Origin of the sequence: Haloarcula sp. H-GB4 (assembly GCF_030848575.1) — an archaeon.
Classification (GTDB): Archaea; Halobacteriota; Halobacteria; order Halobacteriales; family Haloarculaceae; genus Haloarcula.
On sequence record NZ_JAVDDX010000001.1, the window covers coordinates 491,128 to 508,026 of the forward strand.

The following is a 16,899-nucleotide window of genomic DNA, read 5'->3' on the forward strand; positions in this document are numbered from 1 at the left end:
AGCGGGCAGTCCGCTAGCTCACCCGATCACAAAGAGCAAGTCGCCCATGTCGACGGATTCGCCCTCGCCGACGGCCACGTCGTTGACAGTGCCGCCGCGTTCGGCGACGATGTCATTCTCCATCTTCATCGCCTCCAGCACACAGAGAACGTCGCCGGCCTCGACCTCGTCACCTTCCTCGACGTTGACCTCCAGAATCGTTCCCTGCATCTCCGCGGCGACCTCCTGCCCTTCGGCGGTGGTGGCACTGCCACCTCCGCTGTCAGAGCTACTGCCGCCCTGTGGCCGCTGTGGCTGATTCCCGCCGTCGGCGTCCACATCGCCGACGTTGATTGGGGGTGCGCCGCGCTCTTCGAGGTCGACCTGGAAGCGCTTGCCGTTGACCTCGACAGTAAATTCGCGTTCGACGACCTCCTCGTCTTCGTCGCTGCCGGGTTCAGTGACAGTACCCCACTGCTCCTGCGCTTCTTCGATGCGCGTGCGGTCGAGGTGCTCGTCGAGGTACTTCGTGGTGTGTGTCCCGGTGACGAACTTCTCGTCGGTGAGCATCAGGCGGTGGAACGGAATGACGGTCGGGATGCCTTCGATGTCGAAGTCCTTGAGCGCCCGTTTCCCGCGCTCGATACACTCCTCGCGGTCCTCGCCGTAGGTGATGAGCTTCGCAATCATCGAGTCGTAGTCGGTGACGAGGTCGTCGCCCTGCCGGAGCGCATCGTCGAGGCGGACGCCGATACCGCCCGGCGGGTCGTATGTGTCGAGGCTGCCGCCGGTTGCGGGCGCGAAGTCGTCGGCGGCGTTCTCGGCGTTGATGCGGAACTCCATCGCGTGACCCTCGATTTCCACGTCGTCCTGATCGAAGGTGATCTCCTCGTCCATCGCCACCCGCAGTTGCCACTTGACGATGTCGATGTCGGTGATCTCCTCGGTGACGCAGTGTTCGACCTGAATACGGGTGTTGACTTCGAGGAAGTAGAAGTTTGCCTCCTCGCCGAGTAGTTCACCCTGCTCGCGGTCGGTGTCCTCTTCGACGAGGAACTCGACAGTCCCGGCGTTGTAGTAGTCTGATTCGCGGACGCCACGGCGGGCAGCATCGCCGATTTTCTCGCGGAGCGCATCGTTCAGGGCCGGCGAGGGCCCCTCCTCGATGACCTTCTGATGGCGGCGCTGGAGCGAACAGTCACGCTCGCCCAGATGCCGGACGTTGCCGTGGTGGTCGGCGATGATCTGGACCTCGATGTGGCGGGGGTTCTCCAGATAGCGTTCGAGATAAACAGAGTCGTTCGAGAAGTACGCTTCTCCCTCCCGCTTTGCGCTTTCGAGTTGCTCCTCGGCTTCCTCGGGGTCGTGGACGATTTTCATCCCGCGGCCGCCGCCACCGCCTTCAGCCTTGATCGCAACCGGGAAGCCGTTCTCCTCGCCGAACTCGACGACTTCCTCGGGGTCCTCGACGGGGTCGGTCGTCCCCGGGACGATGGGCACGTCGGCCGACTGCATGATCTTGCGAGCCTTTGTTTTCTCGCCCAGTGCCTCCATCGACTCGCTCTCGGGGCCGACCCAGGTGACGCCGTCCGTCTCCTGGACGCGCGCGGCGAAGTCGGCGTTCTCCGCGAGGAAGCCATACCCCGGGTGGATGGCGTCAGCTCCGGCTTGCTTGGCCGCGTCGATAATCGCTTCTTGATCGAGATAGGAGTCTGCGGCACGGGCCGGGCCGACGTTGTACGCCTCGTCCGCATACCGGACGTGCCCGGCGTGCTTGTCGGCGTCAGAGTAGACGGCCACTGTGCCGATGCCCAACTCCTCGCATGCGCGCATCACGCGCACCGCTATCTCCCCGCGATTAGCGACGAGCACCTTATCGAACATACGCCCTCATACTGAGAGTCGCCTCATAAAACTATGCGCAGATAGCGGCCAAACTTACATATATAATCATGTTAGTATGGAACATGACCACAAACCTAGTCACGGCGTCGCCAATCAACTGAGAAAAAACTGTCCGCGATTAGAACCGTTTGGCGCGGCCAGCGGCGCTCCAGGGATCGGTTGGAGCGTCAGCACGGACCCGAACAGAACGCTTCTGCGTGGCTTCCACGCGCCCGGAGAACGACCACTGCTTGCCGTCCCAGGAGTCACCGTCGTCTGCCGCCGCAGCCGCCGCGGCCGCCGCTGCCGCGCGCTGGCGGTCCGTGAGGTGTGCGCCGATAGCAACGGCGATAGCAGCCGCCTCGTCCGCCGACGCGTCGTCGAGTTGGGCAGCGATCTCCGCGACTAAATCCGCATCGACAGCCGAGTCAGTGTCAGCCGCCATCGTTACAGTGGGATGTTGCCGTGCTTGCGGTCGGGCTGGTCCTTGCGTTTCCCCCGGAGAAGGTCCAGATCGTCGATGAGCCGCGGGCGGGTCTCCTGAGGCTCGATGACATCGTCGACGAAGCCGCGCTTGGCCGCGGTGTAGGGGTTCGCGAAGGCGTCGCGGTACTCGTCGATGAGTTGCTGCCGGCGGGCCTCCACGTCGTCGGCGTCCTCCAGTTCGTCGTCGTAGAGGACGTTGACTGCGCCCTTCGGCCCCATCACGGCGATTTCGGCGGTCGGCCAGGCGTAGTTCATGTCTGCGCCGATGTGCTTTGAGGCCATCACGTCGTAGGCTCCCCCGTAGGCCTTCCGCGTGATGACGGTCACCAGCGGCACAGTGGCCTCGGAGTAGGCGTACAGGAGCTTCGCGCCGTGGTTGATGATGGCGTTGCGTTCCTGATCCTTGCCGGGCATGAACCCGGGCACATCGACGAACGTGAGAATCGGGATGTTGAACGCGTCACAGAACCGGACGAAGCGCGCGCCCTTCCGCGAGGCGTTGATGTCGAGCGTGCCGGCGTTGACCCGCGGCTGGTTGCCGACGACGCCGACGCTGTGGCCGTCCATGCGGGCGAACCCGATGACGATGTTGCGCGCGAAGTCCTCGGCGACCTCGAAGAACGAGTCCTCGTCGACGATACGCCCGACAACATCCGTCATGTCGTAGGGTTTCTGTGGCGCGTCGGGAACTGCGGTCTTTAGTGCCTCGTCCCGGCGCTCGGGGTCGTCCCAGGGTTTGACCCGCGGCGGATCCTCGACGTTGTTCTGCGGGAGATACGAGAGGAGGTAGCGGATGTCGTCCATCGCGTCCTTCTCGTCGGCGGCCGTGAAGTGGGCCACCCCGGACTCGGAGGCGTGGGTCTTCGCCCCGCCGAGTTCGTCGAAGCCAACCTCCTCGCCGGTCACCGTTTCGATGACGTCCGGCCCGGTAATGAACATGTGGCTGGTCTCCTCGACCATGTAGACGAAGTCCGTAATGGACGGGGAGTACACCGCGCCACCGGCACACGGCCCCATGATGGCCGAGATCTGCGGGACGACACCGCTGGCTTGCTGATTGCGGTGGAAGATATCGGCATAGCCCGCCAGCGAGTCGATCCCCTCCTGAATCCGCGCGCCGGCGGAGTCATTCAGGCCGATGATCGGTGCGCCCGTCTCGATGGCCTTGTCCATCACCTTGCAGACTTTCTGTGCGAACGCCTCGCCCAGCGACCCGCCAAAGACGGTGAAATCGTGGGCAAAGACGTAGACACGCCGACCGTCGACCTGGCCGTAGCCGACGACGACGCCGTCTCCCGGTACTTTCTTGTCGGCCATGTCGAAGTTCGTCGAGCGGTGTTCACGGAGCGAGTCAATCTCGACGAAGGTGCCGTCGTCGAGGAAGTAATCGATGCGCTCACGCGCGGTGAGTTTCCCGCGGTCGTGTTGCGCCTCGATTCGTTCCTCACCACCGCCACGTTCGGCCTCGGCTTTTCGTTCCCGAAGGTCCTCGACACGGTCATCGTGGCTCACGCGATATCACTTCTCCCGGACCGGAGCATATCCGACTCCTTGCGGGCATCCGAGAAAAGCGTTATCAAACTTAACCATTATTTCTCGTATTCGATAACCGAAACCGGCGGAGTTTTGAGCGATGGCCCGTTGCATTCGCGCGTGAAGAACGTCACGGCCCGCCAGCACAACCCCTTTGGCTTCGACGCACCGTGTGAGCCGTTTGTGCCGGGGTACGGCGACGCCAACGCCCACTTCCACGTCATCGGTGACCACCCCGGCGTCCACGGTGGCGCGACCTCAGGCATCCCATTTACCGACAACGCTGCGGGTGAACGCCTCCAGCGGGTGCTTGTCGAGGCCGGACTGCTCGCTGAGACTGGCACTCCGCCGACTGTGGAAAAGACGTATCTGTCGTATCTATACATGTGCGGCGGCGATCCGCCGACAGACACGGACTACGAGGCTCTGGAGCCGCTGTTCGACACGGAACTCCGGGCCATCACCGCCCACGTCCTCCTGCCCGTCGGCGAGCGCGCCACGCGACACGTGTTCGCGAACACGACATCGGAGCCAACCGAGTCGATCGACATGGACGCGCTGCACGCAGATGAAGTTCTTGGCAGTGGCTGGCTTGTCTACCCGATCAAAGAGCCAGCGGAGTGGACCGACAACGACGAGGATGTCCTTATCGATGCGCTGACGGCGCTACTGGAAACGGACTATCGCCGCGAGGCGGACCTCGGACGGTTCATGCCTGGCGAGGACCCGTATCTGGTCCGGTAGCTGCGTCGCAACTGGTTTTCTTGCAGTACTAGTCTAGTGAGCCGAAACAGCAGTTACAGCGACCACTCGTCCGAAAGCGGCTCCGCGGACGCCCAGTATGTGTCGAACGTCTCGATAGCCCACTCGCGGACGGCCGGCGCGGTCGTATCGATAGACGCCTGCAGGACGCCGTTGTCGTCCCGCAACAGCAGATGCACCACGTCGTCGGCGATCATCACGGCGAGCGGCACACCGTTGTTTCGTACCCGGACCGACGCGTCCGATTCGGAACGCAGCGATTCGAGCCGATTCCGGAGCCGGTCATCTGCCGCCAGCGCGTCGATTGCGCCGGGCGAGAACACGCCCGAGAACCGCTGCTCACCCGCGCTGACCCGCTCCTGAACGACCCGAATCGCCTGATTGTTGAACGCATGGGAGAACGTCCGGACTTCCTCGGCGTCTCGAAGCAGGTCGAGCAGTCGCTGGACCGGCGCGTTCGGACGCGTCTGGCTCGGGACGGTTATTCTCGCGTCGGCTAGGTGTTGCAGGTCGAAGTCCATCGCATCGGTAGGGAGATACTGGATGATGTCGCGCAGCCGCCGCTCGGTTTCGAGGCTGCCGAGCAGGTCGGTGAACCCGTCAGCGACGATACGACCCGTCGCCGTGGCGACGTATTCGCCCCCTGTTCGACGAATCCACGACCGCTCCTCAAAGTCAGCGATGATTCGCCCGAGCGTCGCCTGTGATGCGCCGGTTTCTGCCGCCAGTTCCCCGCGTGAGTGCGGTTCCGATGCGAGGAGCCGTAACACCTCGACCCGGTTCGAGGAGAGTGCGAGGAACTCGATCTCTTCGAGCGCCGATTCCATACCGCCACGTTGGGGAGTCCGTCCTAAAGCGCTTTCGCAGTGTGAAATTATTTCACACCGTGAATGTCCGCCACGGGTGTTCGGCCGTTTCGCGTTATGTAATATTTTCTAAACGGGCCTATAAGCCTCGATACCGTACCGTAGAGTACGATGACTCAGGTTTCTTCACGTGCTCTCTCTGTCGGCTGTGCAGTCGTATCAGAAACAAGATACGAGGTGGCGGTATGATTTCGCGCCGGACGCTCGCCCTTGCTGCTGTTGCCAGTGTTCTGCTTGGTGGGACCTTCGTCGGCGCGAAGGCCGGTCTGTCGTATCTCCCGCCACTTCTGTTCGTCGCCCTACGGTTCGATATCGCCGCCGTCGTGCTCCTCGGCTACGTTGTCGTGACGCGGTCCCGAGACGAACTGCTCCCACAGACCCGCGGCGACGTGCTGGGGATTCTCTCGACGGGCCTGTTCGCGCTCGGTCTCGCGAACGCACTGATATTCGTGGGTCAGCAGTCCGCCACCAGTGCGGTTGCCGCTATCATCTTCAGTCTCAACCCGATACTGACGCCGGTGTTCGCCGCTCTCTTGCTCTCCGACGAACGACTTTCGGCCCGCGGCGGTCTTGGGATGGTTATCGGCCTGCTCGGCGTCGGTCTCGTCGTCAGTCCCGATCCGGCGATGCTCCTGAGCGGGGGCATCGGCAAGCTCATCCTGTTCGCCGGCGCGACCAGCGCGGCGCTGGGTAGCGTCCTCATCCGGTGGTCCGGTGGCGGCCTGTCGAGCACGGTCCGGACCGCGTGGGCACTCCCCGTCGCCGCCGCGCTCTGTCACTCACTGAGCATCGGCATGGGCGAATCGGCGGCCACGGCGGTCTGGTCGCCGACTGCGATCGCGGCCCTGCTGTACGTCGGCATCTTCGCCGGGGCAATCGCCTACATTGCCTACTTCGGCCTGCTCGATATTACCGGTGCAATTCAGGCCAACCTCATCTTCTACGTGGTCCCCGTCGTGTCGACGCTCGGCGGGTGGGCCCTGCTTGGCGAGGCGATCACCCCGACCGCAGTGGCGGGCTTCCTGACTATCTTCACGGGGTTCGTGGTACTCGGAAGCGAGTCGGTCAACATCCGGGCACTGTTCCCGGGTACTACTGACGAGTCTGACACTGTGTCTGAAAGCCTCGGGATGGCGGACGAGCCGCGCGGGTTCGAGTCTGACTGAGATGGACGTAGGGCATCATATACTTGCTATCACCCCCATTTAGACTGGATAGTACACTGAGCCCGCCGGCCACAGAGGTTCAGTAAAGTATTCAGCCCACCGTTATGTATCCCCAAGGACATGAGTATCGGCGAAAATACACGCATTCGGCGACTATTGATACCGATAGGCGGACTGGCGCTAGTGCTTCAGTCGATAGCGTTTGAGGGTACCTTCGGACTCGTGGAGCGTCCCGGTGTTTCCGGGCTCCTCAGAGACGTGCTGAGCGGTGGTCTATTGCTGGTAGCAACGGTCTGTCTCTTTGGTGGCGTGTATCTACGCCTCCACGATTCGTGAGAGACATGCAGCCCTCCTCTACGTCCGTCTAGTCTGCCACGGCTGAAAAAACATCCCGCGACGACCGCCCACACCGGGCGGTCACTGCGAACTGCTGAGAAGAAGGTCCGCGGGAAACCGACCCTGTTCGTCGTTTATATTGGCGGGATGATCGCGGGGTCCTCAGCGAGGAACAGCGTCTGCAGGCCGAGGGCCAGCGTCAGGACGACGCCGAGGATGACCACCGTTCGGACCATCCAGAGCCAGGTCGGACCGAATGCCCGGAGCCCACCCGTCCCCTGTCGGAGCTCGGCAACTGCGTTGGAGGAGAGCACCCAGCCGACGAACACTAGGATGAGCAGCACTGACAGCGGGAGGAACAGCTTGTACGCGAGCGTGTCGAACCAGCCGAACCACGCCAGGTCCCAGGCCGACGGCAGGCCCAGAATGAACAGTCCAACCCCGAGCATCGCCGACAGTGACACCCGTGAGTATGACGTGTTGTCGACGCCGTAGGAGACTGCCACCTCAAGGAGGCTGATGGCAGAGGAGATCGCGGCGATGAGGACAACGCCGAAGAACACGACGCCGAGGAGTCGCCCTCCGGGGAGCTGTGGGAACGCCGACGCCATCGCGACGAAGATGGCCGACGGACCGCTGGTGTCGGGGCTGACGTTGATAGCGAAGAGAATCGGGAACACGACTAGCCCGGCCAGCACACCGACCATCGTGTTCGTCACGACGATGATGCCACCATCAACCGGGAGGCTCTCGTCGTCACCGATGTACGAGGAGTAGGTAATCATGGCCGCCATCCCCAGCGAGAGGGTGAAGAACGCCTGGCCAACTGCGAACGGAATCAGGTCGCCAGCGTTCGCCGCCAGCGTGGAGAAGTCCGGTGAGAGGAAGTAGCTGTAGCCAGCCCCAGCTCCCTCAAGCGTGGTGACCCAGGCCGCCATCCCGAGCATGAGAATCACGATACTGGGGACCATCACCTTTGTCGCTTTCTCGATACCGTCCTCGACACCCACTGCGACGATACCGACACAGATCAGCAGGAACAGTGCCTGTCCGAGGACAGCTTCTGGCCCACTTGAGATGGCTCCGAAGTACTCCGCGGAATTTCCGAAGTATGCGCCCGTTGCGCTACCAAGGATATACCGCATGACCCACCCGCCGACGACGTTGTAATACGAGAGGATCCAGAATCCCGTAAAGACGCCCAGACCACCGACGACCCGCCACTGCTTGAATCCGAGTTCAGCGAACGCGTCGACGGCATTACGGTTCGTTCGCCGCCCGATGATGAACTCTGCCAGCATTGCCGGGAAGCCGATGAGCAATACGGCGGCGAGGTAAAAGACGAGGAACACTGCGCCGCCGTTTGTCGCGGTCTTGAACGGGAACTGCCAGATGTTTCCGAGACCAACTGCGCTACCGATTGCTGCGAGAAGGAACCCGAGCCGTGAGGCCCACGTTTCTCTGTCACTCATTGTGATGCGGCATATTCTTTTGGGGTATAAAAACCACCATGATTCAGGTTCGCAATACCACCCTGTAATATCAGTATAAAAACACTATTTGTGAAGCCAAACAGCAGCAGTCGGGAGATTCGCGCTGATCCCGCTCTGTCCGCCGTTTCTCGACAATGCGGATACGTAACTACGAGAAACGCGTGATTGTGGCCGAACAGTAGGCAGACCAGATACAGCCTACAATATCAGACCTCGCCGTACACCGGCACCGCCGCACCGCTGGTCACGGTTGCGGTGTCAGAACAGAGGAACAACAGGACGCCGGCGATGTCTTTCGGATCGACCCACGTCTCGAAGTCAGCGTCGGGCATCATCTCGCGGTTCATCGGGGTATCGATGACGCTGGGCATGACGGCGTTGGCTCGCACGGACCCGAGGTTCTCCGCCGCGATAGTCTCTGTTAGCAGTCGGACGCCGGCTTTCGACGCTCGGTAGAGTCCGTCGCCTGCACCGCCTTCGAGTGACGACCGCGCGGAGACAGAGACGATCGCGCCCTCGCCAGCCCGCAAGTGTGGAATCGCGTGTTTCGACGCCAGAAACATCGTCTTCAGGTTCACATCGAACAGGAAATCGAACGTATCCGCATCCGTCTCGTGGATCGGTGTGCCGCCGCGCCACGTTCCGGCGATGTTCAGCAAGTAGTCCAACTGCCCGTGCTCGTCGACGACCGCGTCGATGGTGTCGGCGACGTCGTCCTCGTCGCTGAAGTCCGCCCGGTAGAAACCCACACGTTCGGGGTCGGCCAACAGGAAATCCTCGGTGTTCGGTTCGACAATGTCACTGCCACAGACGGTCGCCCCGGCTTCGAGGAACGCGTTTGCGACCGCGCTGCCCAGCGCCCCGCCGATACCCGTAACCAGTGCTACCTCGCCGTCGAAATTAAACTCGGCTGACATGGATGTGTCAACGGATAGTGGAAAGATAAAGGCCCCTCCCGAAAACCCGAGGTTCGAGTCCGTGGACCGACGATGGACGGTAACACCGGTCTGATTACGGCGTGACGACGAGTTTGCCGAGGAAGCTGTCGTTGAGCACGTCCTCGTGAGCAGCCGGGACTTCTGCAAGGTCGTAGCGGCGGGCGACGACTGGCGTTAGTTTGTCGTCGGCCATGAGGGTCGCCAGTCGGTCCAGTACCGCGCCGAACTCGGGCGTGTTGAACATCGAGACGTGGTGGACGCTGAGGGCTTTCGCCCGGCAGCGTGGAACGCTCTCGAACGTCGCCGCGGGGTCGGTGTTCCCGATGGCGGCGACCTGCGCGCCCTGCGCGGCCACCTCGGCGTCGAACCCGAGATAGTCGTCGAGCCGGTGGTCAAGAATCACGTCTGGCGCGCCGGCGCCGACCACCGCGTCGGCGAGGTCGTCCCGGCTGTAGTCGAACACGTCGTCCGCACCGAGGTCGGCAAGTCGGTCGTGGTATTTCGGTGCTGCCGTCGTCATCACCCGTGCGCCATTCGCCGCCGCTAACTGGACCGCAACGTGGCCGACACCGCCGCTCCCGCCGTGAATCAGCGCCCGCTCAGCCGGCTCCAGCGCGCAAGCGTCGACGAGCGTCTGCCAGGCGGTGACACCGACGAGCGCGACGGCCGCGCCCGTCTCGGCGGACACCCCCTCGGGGAGCTTTGCTAGGTGTGATTCGGGAACAGCGACGTACTCCGCACAGGTTCCCTGGAGCCAGTTGCCCAGTCCGGTCGCGAACGCCCGGTCGTCTTCGGTGACGGAAGCCACGCGCTCGCCGGTCGCGGCGACGGTCCCGGCACAGTCGGAGCCGGGTATCCAGGGCAGTTCGCCCGGTTCGTAGTCGCCGGTCCGGAAGTACGTATCGACCGGATTGACCGCCGCTGCCTCGACTTCGAGCAGGACCTCCTCCGGTCCCGGTGTGGGTCGTTCGATGTCGTCGACACGGAGCACGTCCGTCCCGCCGTATTCGTGGAATCGTACAGCACGCATTGGGATATGCGTCAGGTGGTATCGGGAAAACCTTTCCCCACGGACTGAGCGGCCCCGGATACGGTTTCAACATATCGCAGTACGTGGCGTGGCATCGCCGACACCGAACGAGTCAGGTCGGTGCTCATCTCGGTGACTGTAGGGTGTATCATCGGAGCAATAGACTGTCCCAACGGTAGCCGCTCTGAGGCGATAGATGTCCACAGTCGGCCGCAGTGCTTATCATCGGTGAGAATTGCGCAACAACCCTTTATTAGCACGTTTGTGTAGAATTGGGTGATGGAATCAGATAGGGACTCGCCGCTCCCGAGCTTTATTGCTGGCAGTTACGCCGCCAGGCTCGGGTTGGCGCTTTCATTCGCGATACTTGTCATTATCGCTGCTGGAGTCCTGACAAGCGTACAGGCGTCCGCCACTCTCGAGGAGGACGTGGCGGACGACATCACCGCGCTGTCAGAGACGCAAGCAGTACAGTTAGACGACTGGCTGACGACATCGCGTCGGAACGTCCGGTCGACGTCGCGACTTCCCGTGTTCACCGATGGAACAGACACGGAGAAACAGCAACGACTGGAGGAATTACAATCCAACGAGGAACTGCCACCCGGTGTCGTCGCAGTACACTACTTCGACACCGAGACAGACGAGATTCGTGCCAGTTCGAATCAGGACTTCATCGGGGTCAACGCTGCCGATCAAGGGGCTCCGTTCGCTACGGACCCGCCACAGTTCGACGGGCCTGACGACACGCACGTGACGGAGCCGTTCTCCGTCTCAGTCGTTGACCACCCGATAGTTGCTGTCGTTTCGCCAGTCCCAGGGGACGACGACAGGGCGCTCGTGTACATGATCGACCTCCGGGAGAAGGCAGATCAGATATCAAACCAGCGCGATGGGTCATTTACCACGGTCGTCAACACTGAGGGTGAGTTCGTTTCTCACCCCAACACCTCGATGATCGGGTCGACAGCACCGATTTCGCAGATGGAGTCGGACCCGCTGGGTACAGTTGAACCCGGAAAGAGTGCCTTCCACGAGACAGGCAGTATGCTGATGGGCCTGAGCCGCCTCGAATCGCATGAGTGGGTCGTTATGGTCCACTCTGACCCAGAGGCCGCATACGCCCTGAGCGATCAGATCAACTCCGATCTCATCGGGCTCATTCTGCTTGCCGTCGTCAACCTCGGACTCATTGGGGTCACGATCGGCGGGAACACGATCGCTTCGCTGCGGCGGCTTTCGGTGAAGGCCGAATCGATGGCCGATGGTGAGCTTGACGTTGATCTTGACACCTCCCGCGAAGACGAGTTCGGAACGCTGTACGCGGCCTTCGATAACATGCGGGCGAACCTCCGTACACAGATATCCGAAGCCGAAACCGCCCGGCAGGAAGCGGAGGAAGCCAAAGAGCAGGCCGAGGCCGCCCGCAAGGATGTTGAATCCGAGCGCAACGAGATGGAGGCACTGACCGGCCACCTCGAACTCAAAGCAGAGCAGTACAGCAATACGTTGGAAGCTGCCGCCAACGGGGACCTCACCGCACGGGTGGACACGGACAGCATGAACGACGCGATGGCGGAAGTCGGCGAGGACATCAATACGACGCTTGATGCGCTCGAAGACACCATCGCCGATATGAAAGCGTTCGCGACGAACGTCATCCAGTCCAGCGACCGTGTCAACTCGAACGCGGAACGGGTCGACCGGGCCAGCAAGCAGGTGTCGAAGTCGATCAACGAGATCTTTGAGGGAACGACCGAGCAAAACGAAGGCCTCGAATCAGCGGCTGCCGAGATGCAGAACCTCTCTGCAACCGCACAGCAAGTCGCCTCCTCTGCCCAGCAGGTCGCTGACACGTCCCAATCGGCTGCAGAAGTTGGTGAGGACGGCCGTGAAGCCGCACAGGAAGCTATTGCGGAGATGAGCGCTATCGAGGACGAGACCGGCGAGACCGTCGAAGAGATCAATGCGCTCGACGACGAACTTGACGAGATCGGCGAGATCGTCGGCGTCATCACAAGTATTGTCGAGCAGACGAACATGCTGGCGCTGAACGCCTCCATTGAGGCTGCCCACGCCGACGGTGATGGCGAAGGGTTCGCCGTCGTCGCAGACGAGATCAAGGGCCTCGCGGAAGAGACGAAAGAGGCCGCCGCCGACATCGAAGGGCGCATTGAGGGCATCCAAGAGCAGGCCGGCGACACTGTCGAGACGATGGAGTCGACCAGCACCCGGATCACCGAAGGCGTCTCGACGGTCGAGGAGACCGTCGACGCGCTGGAAACCATCGTCGAGTACACGGAAGAGGTCGACACTGGTATCCAAGAGATTGATCGGGCGACCGAGGAGCAGGCCCGAACCGCACAGGACGTGATGGGGACTATCGACGACCTGACGACGATCAGTCAGCAGACGGCGACGGAGGCAGACACCGTGGCCGGTGCAGCACAGGATCAGTCCGCGTCTATCGACGAAGTGTCGGACTCTGCGACGGAACTCAGGCAGCGTGCTGACGATCTCGAATCGCTACTGGACCGCTTCACTGTCGAAAACTCCGCTGGGACGGGCACTGACAGTACGGCCGCTGTGGGGGATGACTAACAATGGCAACGATAACGACCTGGTTCACGCTGGGACTACTGGGTGAACTGCTCGGGACGGCGGTGCTGGCGTACGGCTACACGCTCGTCCCCGAAGAGGTGCGGAAGCGGTATCTGCTGCTGATCGCGATTCCGGGTATCGCAATCGTCGCCTACGCTCTGATGGCGCTTGGCTTCGGGTCGATACAGAGTGAGGGCCACGCGGTGTACGTGATCCGGTACGTTGACTGGCTGTTGACGACGCCGCTCAACGTCTGGTTCCTGGCGCTGCTCGCTGGCGCGAGCCGGGAGGACACAGTGAAACTTGTCGTCCTGCAGGCGTTGACTATCGTCTTCGGATTCGCCGGCGCGGTCACTCCATCGCCGATTAGCTACGCGCTGTTCGCGGTCGGCGGAGCGCTGTTCGGCGGCGTCATCTCGCTCCTCTATCGGAACATTGCGGCGGCCGCAAAGTCGACCCTGTCCGACATCGAGATGAGCCTGTACCGCACGCTCCGGAACTTCGTCGTCGTCCTCTGGCTCGTGTATCCGGTCGTCTGGGTACTCGGTGCGGCAGGAGTGGGCCTCATGGATGTCGAGACTGCGACGCTCGTAATCGTTTACCTCGACGTGGTCACGAAAGTCGGCTTTGGCGTCATTGCCTTGCTGGCGATGATCGACCTCGGCTCGGTCGGCGAGACTGCCGAGGAGTCGACGGCGGTTGCAGGGGACTAGCGAAGGGCGCGACCGCAGGGAGCGCCCCTCGAAAATGCGAACGGCGACGGAAGGGGCCGTGCGCAGGGAGTGGCCCTCGTTGCTGTGAGCGACCTTCATTACTGTGAGCGGCTCGATTTTGTGTGAATCGCTATACTCTCATACGATAACATCAGTGGCCAGTCAGGACCGACCCTCACTGACGGTCCCAGTGGTCTCTGCCTCATCAGTCGTGTCACTTCCCTCAGTCTCGTCGACGGTATCGAGTGCGTCTGGAAGCTGATCTTGGATCAGCCAGAACGTCAGCCGGTAGACGCCGTACCCGAGCAGGACGAACAGCACGAGGTCGATAAGATACAGTTCGACGAATTCGAGGACCGAAATCTCGCTGAGCGCGAGGTTGCCGGACAGGATGAGAAACTCTAGCGTGGCGAGAACAAACAGCGCGGGTGCAAAGAGGACCACCAGTCCGATGACGAGAAGTGCAATCCGTTTCTGCGAGGGGGAAACAGGCATACCGACAGTTCGCTGCCCAGACAGATAGCTCTACACGTTGCTTGTTACCAATCCTGTAACAACCGGGTGAGTCGTACTATCAGTGGCAGTATGTAGAGCGAACGGCGGACAGCGATACAACCGAATAAAAGGGGAAGCGCGGCCGGTCAGTGGATTCCCATCGCTTCGATCTGCTCCTGATACCGGTTCCGGATGGTGACCTCTGTTACCTGGGCCACGTCGGCGACCTCACGTTGGGTCTTCTTTTCGTTACAGAGCAGCGAGGCGGCGTAGATGGCTGCGGCGGCGTAGCCGGTCGGTGACTTCCCCGAGAGCAAGCCTTGCTCGGCGGTGGTGTCGATGATTTCGTTAGCCTTGGACTGGACTTCCTCGGAGAGTTCCAGTTCGGAGGCAAACCGCGGGACGTACTGCTTGGGGTCGACCGGTTCCATCTTCAGTTCGAGCTCTTGTGCAACGTATCGGTACGTCCGCCCGATTTCCTTCTGTTCGACCCGGGAAACGTCCGACACCTCTTCCAGACTTCGTGGGATGCCTTCCTGTCGACAGGCCGCATACAGGCAGGCTGTGGCGACGCCCTCAATGGAGCGACCGCGGATGAGGTCCTCGTTGAGCGCCCGTCGGTAAATGACTGAGGCGACTTCGCGGACCGACCGGGGGACGCCCAGTGCGCTCGCCATGCGATCAATCTCCGACAGCGCGAACTGTAGGTTCCGTTCGCCGGCATCCTTGGTTCGGATGCGTTCCTGCCACTTCCGAAGGCGGTGCATCTGGCTCCGCTTCTCCGAGGAGAGTGACCGACCGTAGGCGTCCTTGTCCTTCCAGTCGATCTGTGTGGTCAGCCCCTTGTCGTGCATCGTCTGGGTTGTGGGGGCTCCGACGCGTGACTTGGACTGGCGTTCGGAGTGATTGAACGCCCGCCACTCCGGCCCGCGGTCGATGTTCTCGTCTTCGATGACGAGGCCACAGTCCTCGCAGACGAGTTCACCACCGCCGTCGCTAGATATGGACTCCGACTCACACTCAGGGCAGGTCTGCTGGCCCGTGCTCTCGGACTCCTCCTCGCGTTCCTCCTGTTCAGAATCCCGCTGGCGCGTCGGCCGTTCCATGTGTTCTTTTACGGAGAAAAGCCAATCACGTATAAATGTTTGGGCGAGACCGACAGTTTTGCCTGATTTGGACGCTGTCTGTGAATGCTAGATGGAAAAATCATGTTAAATTTAGCTAGAACTGTCTATCTTTCGAGCGACCGATGGGTGTAATGGGATGGCACACCTTGTTCTCACTCCGCGGTGACGGTGGAGCGCGGACAGCCAGCACTGTTCGTCCCACATATCGCGCTCTTTTAGTCCGGGACTCCCCCACCTTGCGGTATGAGCAAGGTCAATATCGGGCTTCGGGGCTGGCGCTTCGATGAGGACGTGCTTGGGCCGGACGGGCGGGTCCGTCCGCTCAAGACGATGGAACCGGAAACCCGGCAGCGGCTACTGGTGCTTGCAGAACGAGTGGTCGACCCCTGTGATGCCTGTTGGCTGATTCACGGGGACGAAGACATTGAGCAGTGCAACGTTGCGGACGCTATCTACGGCGAGCCAATGGGTGAGGTAGTGGTCTGTTCGGACCACGAGACGGACTTCATTTACTGGTTCCGTGAGGAAGGCGGCGAGGCCTACGCCGGTGATACTGACCTGGCCTCGGCCTTCCACGAATGGTTCCTTGATGGGAACCGCGCGCCAGAGGAGTACGTCGGCCTCGAACACGTCGATGAGGATCCGACAGCGCTGCCAGAGGCCCCCGACAGGGACGAAGCGATTCCAGGACTTGAAGAGGAAGTCGAGCAGATGGACGAGGAGGATCTCGACACGATCGATATGGACCTCAGCGACCTGGACGTATGATCTCGGTCGCCGTCGTCGACGCGGAGACACCGGGCAACGTCGGCACCATTGCACGGTCGATGAAGAACTTCGGCCTGTCGGAGCTGTTGCTCGTCGACCCACCGGAGCTGGACCCAGACGGCGAAGCGTATGGCTTTGCCGGCCAGGCCCGGGACGACATCCTTCCGAACGCCCGGACGGTGACATTCGACGACATCGTCGAGAACTACCACACCGTCGCCTGCACGGCGACGACGAACGAGGACCCGGCCAACCACGTCCGGTATCCGGCGACGACGCCGGCCGACCTAGCCGACTCGCTCCGGGACGTTGAGGGCGATATCTGCGTCGTCTTCGGCCGCGAGCGGGTCGGGCTCTCGAACGACGAACTCGCACGGCTGGATGTCATCTGCTCTATCCCGGCCAGCGCGTCGTATCCGGTGTTGAATCTCGGCCAGGCGGCCACCATCGTTCTTTACGAACTCCGTGATCTAACTGTCGGCGAGACCCAGCACCCCGAGGAACTCCATACGCTCGCCGAGACGCCAGCGGTTGAGGGCCTACATGAGGAGTTCGACCGGTTCCTCGGGGCTATCGGTCACCCCGAAGAAAAACAGCACAAGGCTCGACGGCTGTTCCGGCGGGTCCTCGGGCGTGCACAACCGACCGGCCGAGAGACAAAGACGCTTCGCGGTCTGTTCCGGCAAGCCCGACAGCGAATCGAGCGTGCCGAAGACGACTGA

Annotated in this window: 15 protein-coding genes; 6 read left to right on the forward strand and 9 right to left on the reverse strand. The window is 61.8% G+C overall.

Annotation, left to right across the window (positions count from 1 at the left end):
- Positions 1-18: 18 nt before the first annotated feature.
- From RBH20_RS02625 to RBH20_RS02635, 3 genes are all read right to left on the reverse strand, one after another.
- Positions 19-1,863: an acetyl-CoA carboxylase biotin carboxylase subunit gene (locus RBH20_RS02625; RefSeq protein ID WP_306705223.1), complete on the reverse strand. Its 1,845-nt coding sequence runs from the start codon at positions 1,861-1,863 to the stop codon at positions 19-21.
- A 139-nt stretch (positions 1,864-2,002) separates the two neighbouring features.
- Entirely contained in the window at positions 2,003-2,308 is a 306-nt protein-coding gene (locus tag RBH20_RS02630; protein WP_306705225.1) for an acc operon protein, read from the reverse strand.
- Between the two features lie 2 nt (positions 2,309-2,310).
- Positions 2,311-3,861, reverse strand: coding sequence for an acyl-CoA carboxylase subunit beta (locus tag RBH20_RS02635; protein ID WP_306705227.1), 1,551 nt, complete (start codon positions 3,859-3,861; stop codon positions 2,311-2,313).
- Positions 3,862-4,002: 141 nt separating this feature from the next.
- On the opposite strand from RBH20_RS02635, the gene RBH20_RS02640 reads away from it, so the two are divergent.
- Positions 4,003-4,626 (forward strand): uracil-DNA glycosylase family protein, encoded by a 624-nt coding sequence (locus tag RBH20_RS02640; protein ID WP_306705229.1) that lies wholly within the window; start codon positions 4,003-4,005, stop codon positions 4,624-4,626.
- A 53-nt stretch (positions 4,627-4,679) separates the two neighbouring features.
- On the opposite strand, the gene RBH20_RS02645 is transcribed toward RBH20_RS02640, so the two are convergent.
- Positions 4,680-5,471, reverse strand: coding sequence for a winged helix-turn-helix domain-containing protein (locus tag RBH20_RS02645; RefSeq protein ID WP_306705231.1), 792 nt, complete (start codon positions 5,469-5,471; stop codon positions 4,680-4,682).
- Between the two features lie 224 nt (positions 5,472-5,695).
- On the opposite strand from RBH20_RS02645, the gene RBH20_RS02650 reads away from it, so the two are divergent.
- Positions 5,696-6,676 carry a DMT family transporter gene (locus RBH20_RS02650; RefSeq protein WP_306705233.1) on the forward strand — a complete coding sequence of 327 codons (981 nt, stop codon included), beginning with the start codon at positions 5,696-5,698 and terminating at the stop codon, positions 6,674-6,676.
- 470 nt (positions 6,677-7,146) lie between these two features.
- Here the strand turns inward: RBH20_RS02650 and RBH20_RS02655 are convergent, their stop codons facing one another.
- The 3 genes from RBH20_RS02655 to RBH20_RS02665 form a co-directional block, all read right to left on the reverse strand.
- Positions 7,147-8,484, reverse strand: coding sequence for a sodium-dependent transporter (locus RBH20_RS02655; protein ID WP_306705235.1), 1,338 nt, complete (start codon positions 8,482-8,484; stop codon positions 7,147-7,149).
- 227 nt (positions 8,485-8,711) lie between these two features.
- A complete protein-coding gene (locus RBH20_RS02660; protein WP_306705237.1) occupies positions 8,712-9,422 on the reverse strand; it encodes an SDR family oxidoreductase in 711 nt (236 codons plus the stop codon).
- Between the two features lie 94 nt (positions 9,423-9,516).
- Entirely contained in the window at positions 9,517-10,473 is a 957-nt protein-coding gene (locus tag RBH20_RS02665; protein ID WP_306705239.1) for an NADPH:quinone reductase, read from the reverse strand.
- A gap of 345 nt (positions 10,474-10,818) precedes the next feature.
- On the opposite strand from RBH20_RS02665, the gene RBH20_RS02670 reads away from it, so the two are divergent.
- Both RBH20_RS02670 and sop2 read left to right on the forward strand, forming a co-directional pair.
- Entirely contained in the window at positions 10,819-13,074 is a 2,256-nt protein-coding gene (locus RBH20_RS02670; protein ID WP_306707455.1) for a methyl-accepting chemotaxis protein, read from the forward strand.
- Positions 13,075-13,076: 2 nt separating this feature from the next.
- On the forward strand, positions 13,077-13,787 hold the full coding sequence (gene sop2, locus RBH20_RS02675; protein ID WP_306705241.1) for a sensory rhodopsin II: 711 nt from the start codon (positions 13,077-13,079) through the stop codon (positions 13,785-13,787).
- Between the two features lie 162 nt (positions 13,788-13,949).
- Here the strand turns inward: sop2 and RBH20_RS02680 are convergent, their stop codons facing one another.
- Positions 13,950-14,282 carry a hypothetical protein gene (locus tag RBH20_RS02680; RefSeq protein WP_306705243.1) on the reverse strand — a complete coding sequence of 111 codons (333 nt, stop codon included), beginning with the start codon at positions 14,280-14,282 and terminating at the stop codon, positions 13,950-13,952.
- A gap of 146 nt (positions 14,283-14,428) precedes the next feature.
- Positions 14,429-15,388 carry a transcription initiation factor IIB family protein gene (locus RBH20_RS02685; protein ID WP_004518753.1) on the reverse strand — a complete coding sequence of 320 codons (960 nt, stop codon included), beginning with the start codon at positions 15,386-15,388 and terminating at the stop codon, positions 14,429-14,431.
- Positions 15,389-15,652: 264 nt separating this feature from the next.
- Here RBH20_RS02685 and RBH20_RS02690 point away from each other — a divergent pair, with 264 nt between their 5' ends.
- Both RBH20_RS02690 and RBH20_RS02695 read left to right on the forward strand, forming a co-directional pair.
- Positions 15,653-16,177, forward strand: a complete 525-nt coding sequence (locus RBH20_RS02690) for a hypothetical protein (protein ID WP_306705247.1) — start codon at positions 15,653-15,655, stop codon at positions 16,175-16,177.
- Complete coding sequence (locus RBH20_RS02695; protein ID WP_306705249.1) at positions 16,174-16,899, forward strand: RNA methyltransferase; 726 nt, start codon at positions 16,174-16,176, stop codon at positions 16,897-16,899. Before RBH20_RS02690 ends, RBH20_RS02695 begins: the two co-directional genes overlap by 4 nt.

What these genes read in the sequence shown, in the direction of transcription:
- RBH20_RS02625 (WP_306705223.1), bottom strand. Translation starts at nt 1,863, where the DNA reads ATGTTCGATAAGGTGCTCGTCGCTAATCGCGGGGAGATAGCGGTGCGC.
- RBH20_RS02630 (WP_306705225.1), bottom strand. Translation starts at nt 2,308, where the DNA reads ATGGCGGCTGACACTGACTCGGCTGTCGATGCGGATTTAGTCGCGGAG.
- RBH20_RS02645 (WP_306705231.1), bottom strand. Translation starts at nt 5,471, where the DNA reads ATGGAATCGGCGCTCGAAGAGATCGAGTTCCTCGCACTCTCCTCGAAC.
- RBH20_RS02650 (WP_306705233.1), top strand. Translation starts at nt 5,696, where the DNA reads ATGATTTCGCGCCGGACGCTCGCCCTTGCTGCTGTTGCCAGTGTTCTG.
- RBH20_RS02655 (WP_306705235.1), bottom strand. Translation starts at nt 8,484, where the DNA reads ATGAGTGACAGAGAAACGTGGGCCTCACGGCTCGGGTTCCTTCTCGCA.
- RBH20_RS02660 (WP_306705237.1), bottom strand. Translation starts at nt 9,422, where the DNA reads ATGTCAGCCGAGTTTAATTTCGACGGCGAGGTAGCACTGGTTACGGGT.
- RBH20_RS02665 (WP_306705239.1), bottom strand. Translation starts at nt 10,473, where the DNA reads ATGCGTGCTGTACGATTCCACGAATACGGCGGGACGGACGTGCTCCGT.
- sop2 (WP_306705241.1), top strand. Translation starts at nt 13,077, where the DNA reads ATGGCAACGATAACGACCTGGTTCACGCTGGGACTACTGGGTGAACTG.
- RBH20_RS02680 (WP_306705243.1), bottom strand. Translation starts at nt 14,282, where the DNA reads ATGCCTGTTTCCCCCTCGCAGAAACGGATTGCACTTCTCGTCATCGGA.
- RBH20_RS02685 (WP_004518753.1), bottom strand. Translation starts at nt 15,388, where the DNA reads ATGGAACGGCCGACGCGCCAGCGGGATTCTGAACAGGAGGAACGCGAG.
- RBH20_RS02690 (WP_306705247.1), top strand. Translation starts at nt 15,653, where the DNA reads ATGAGCAAGGTCAATATCGGGCTTCGGGGCTGGCGCTTCGATGAGGAC.
- RBH20_RS02695 (WP_306705249.1), top strand. Translation starts at nt 16,174, where the DNA reads ATGATCTCGGTCGCCGTCGTCGACGCGGAGACACCGGGCAACGTCGGC.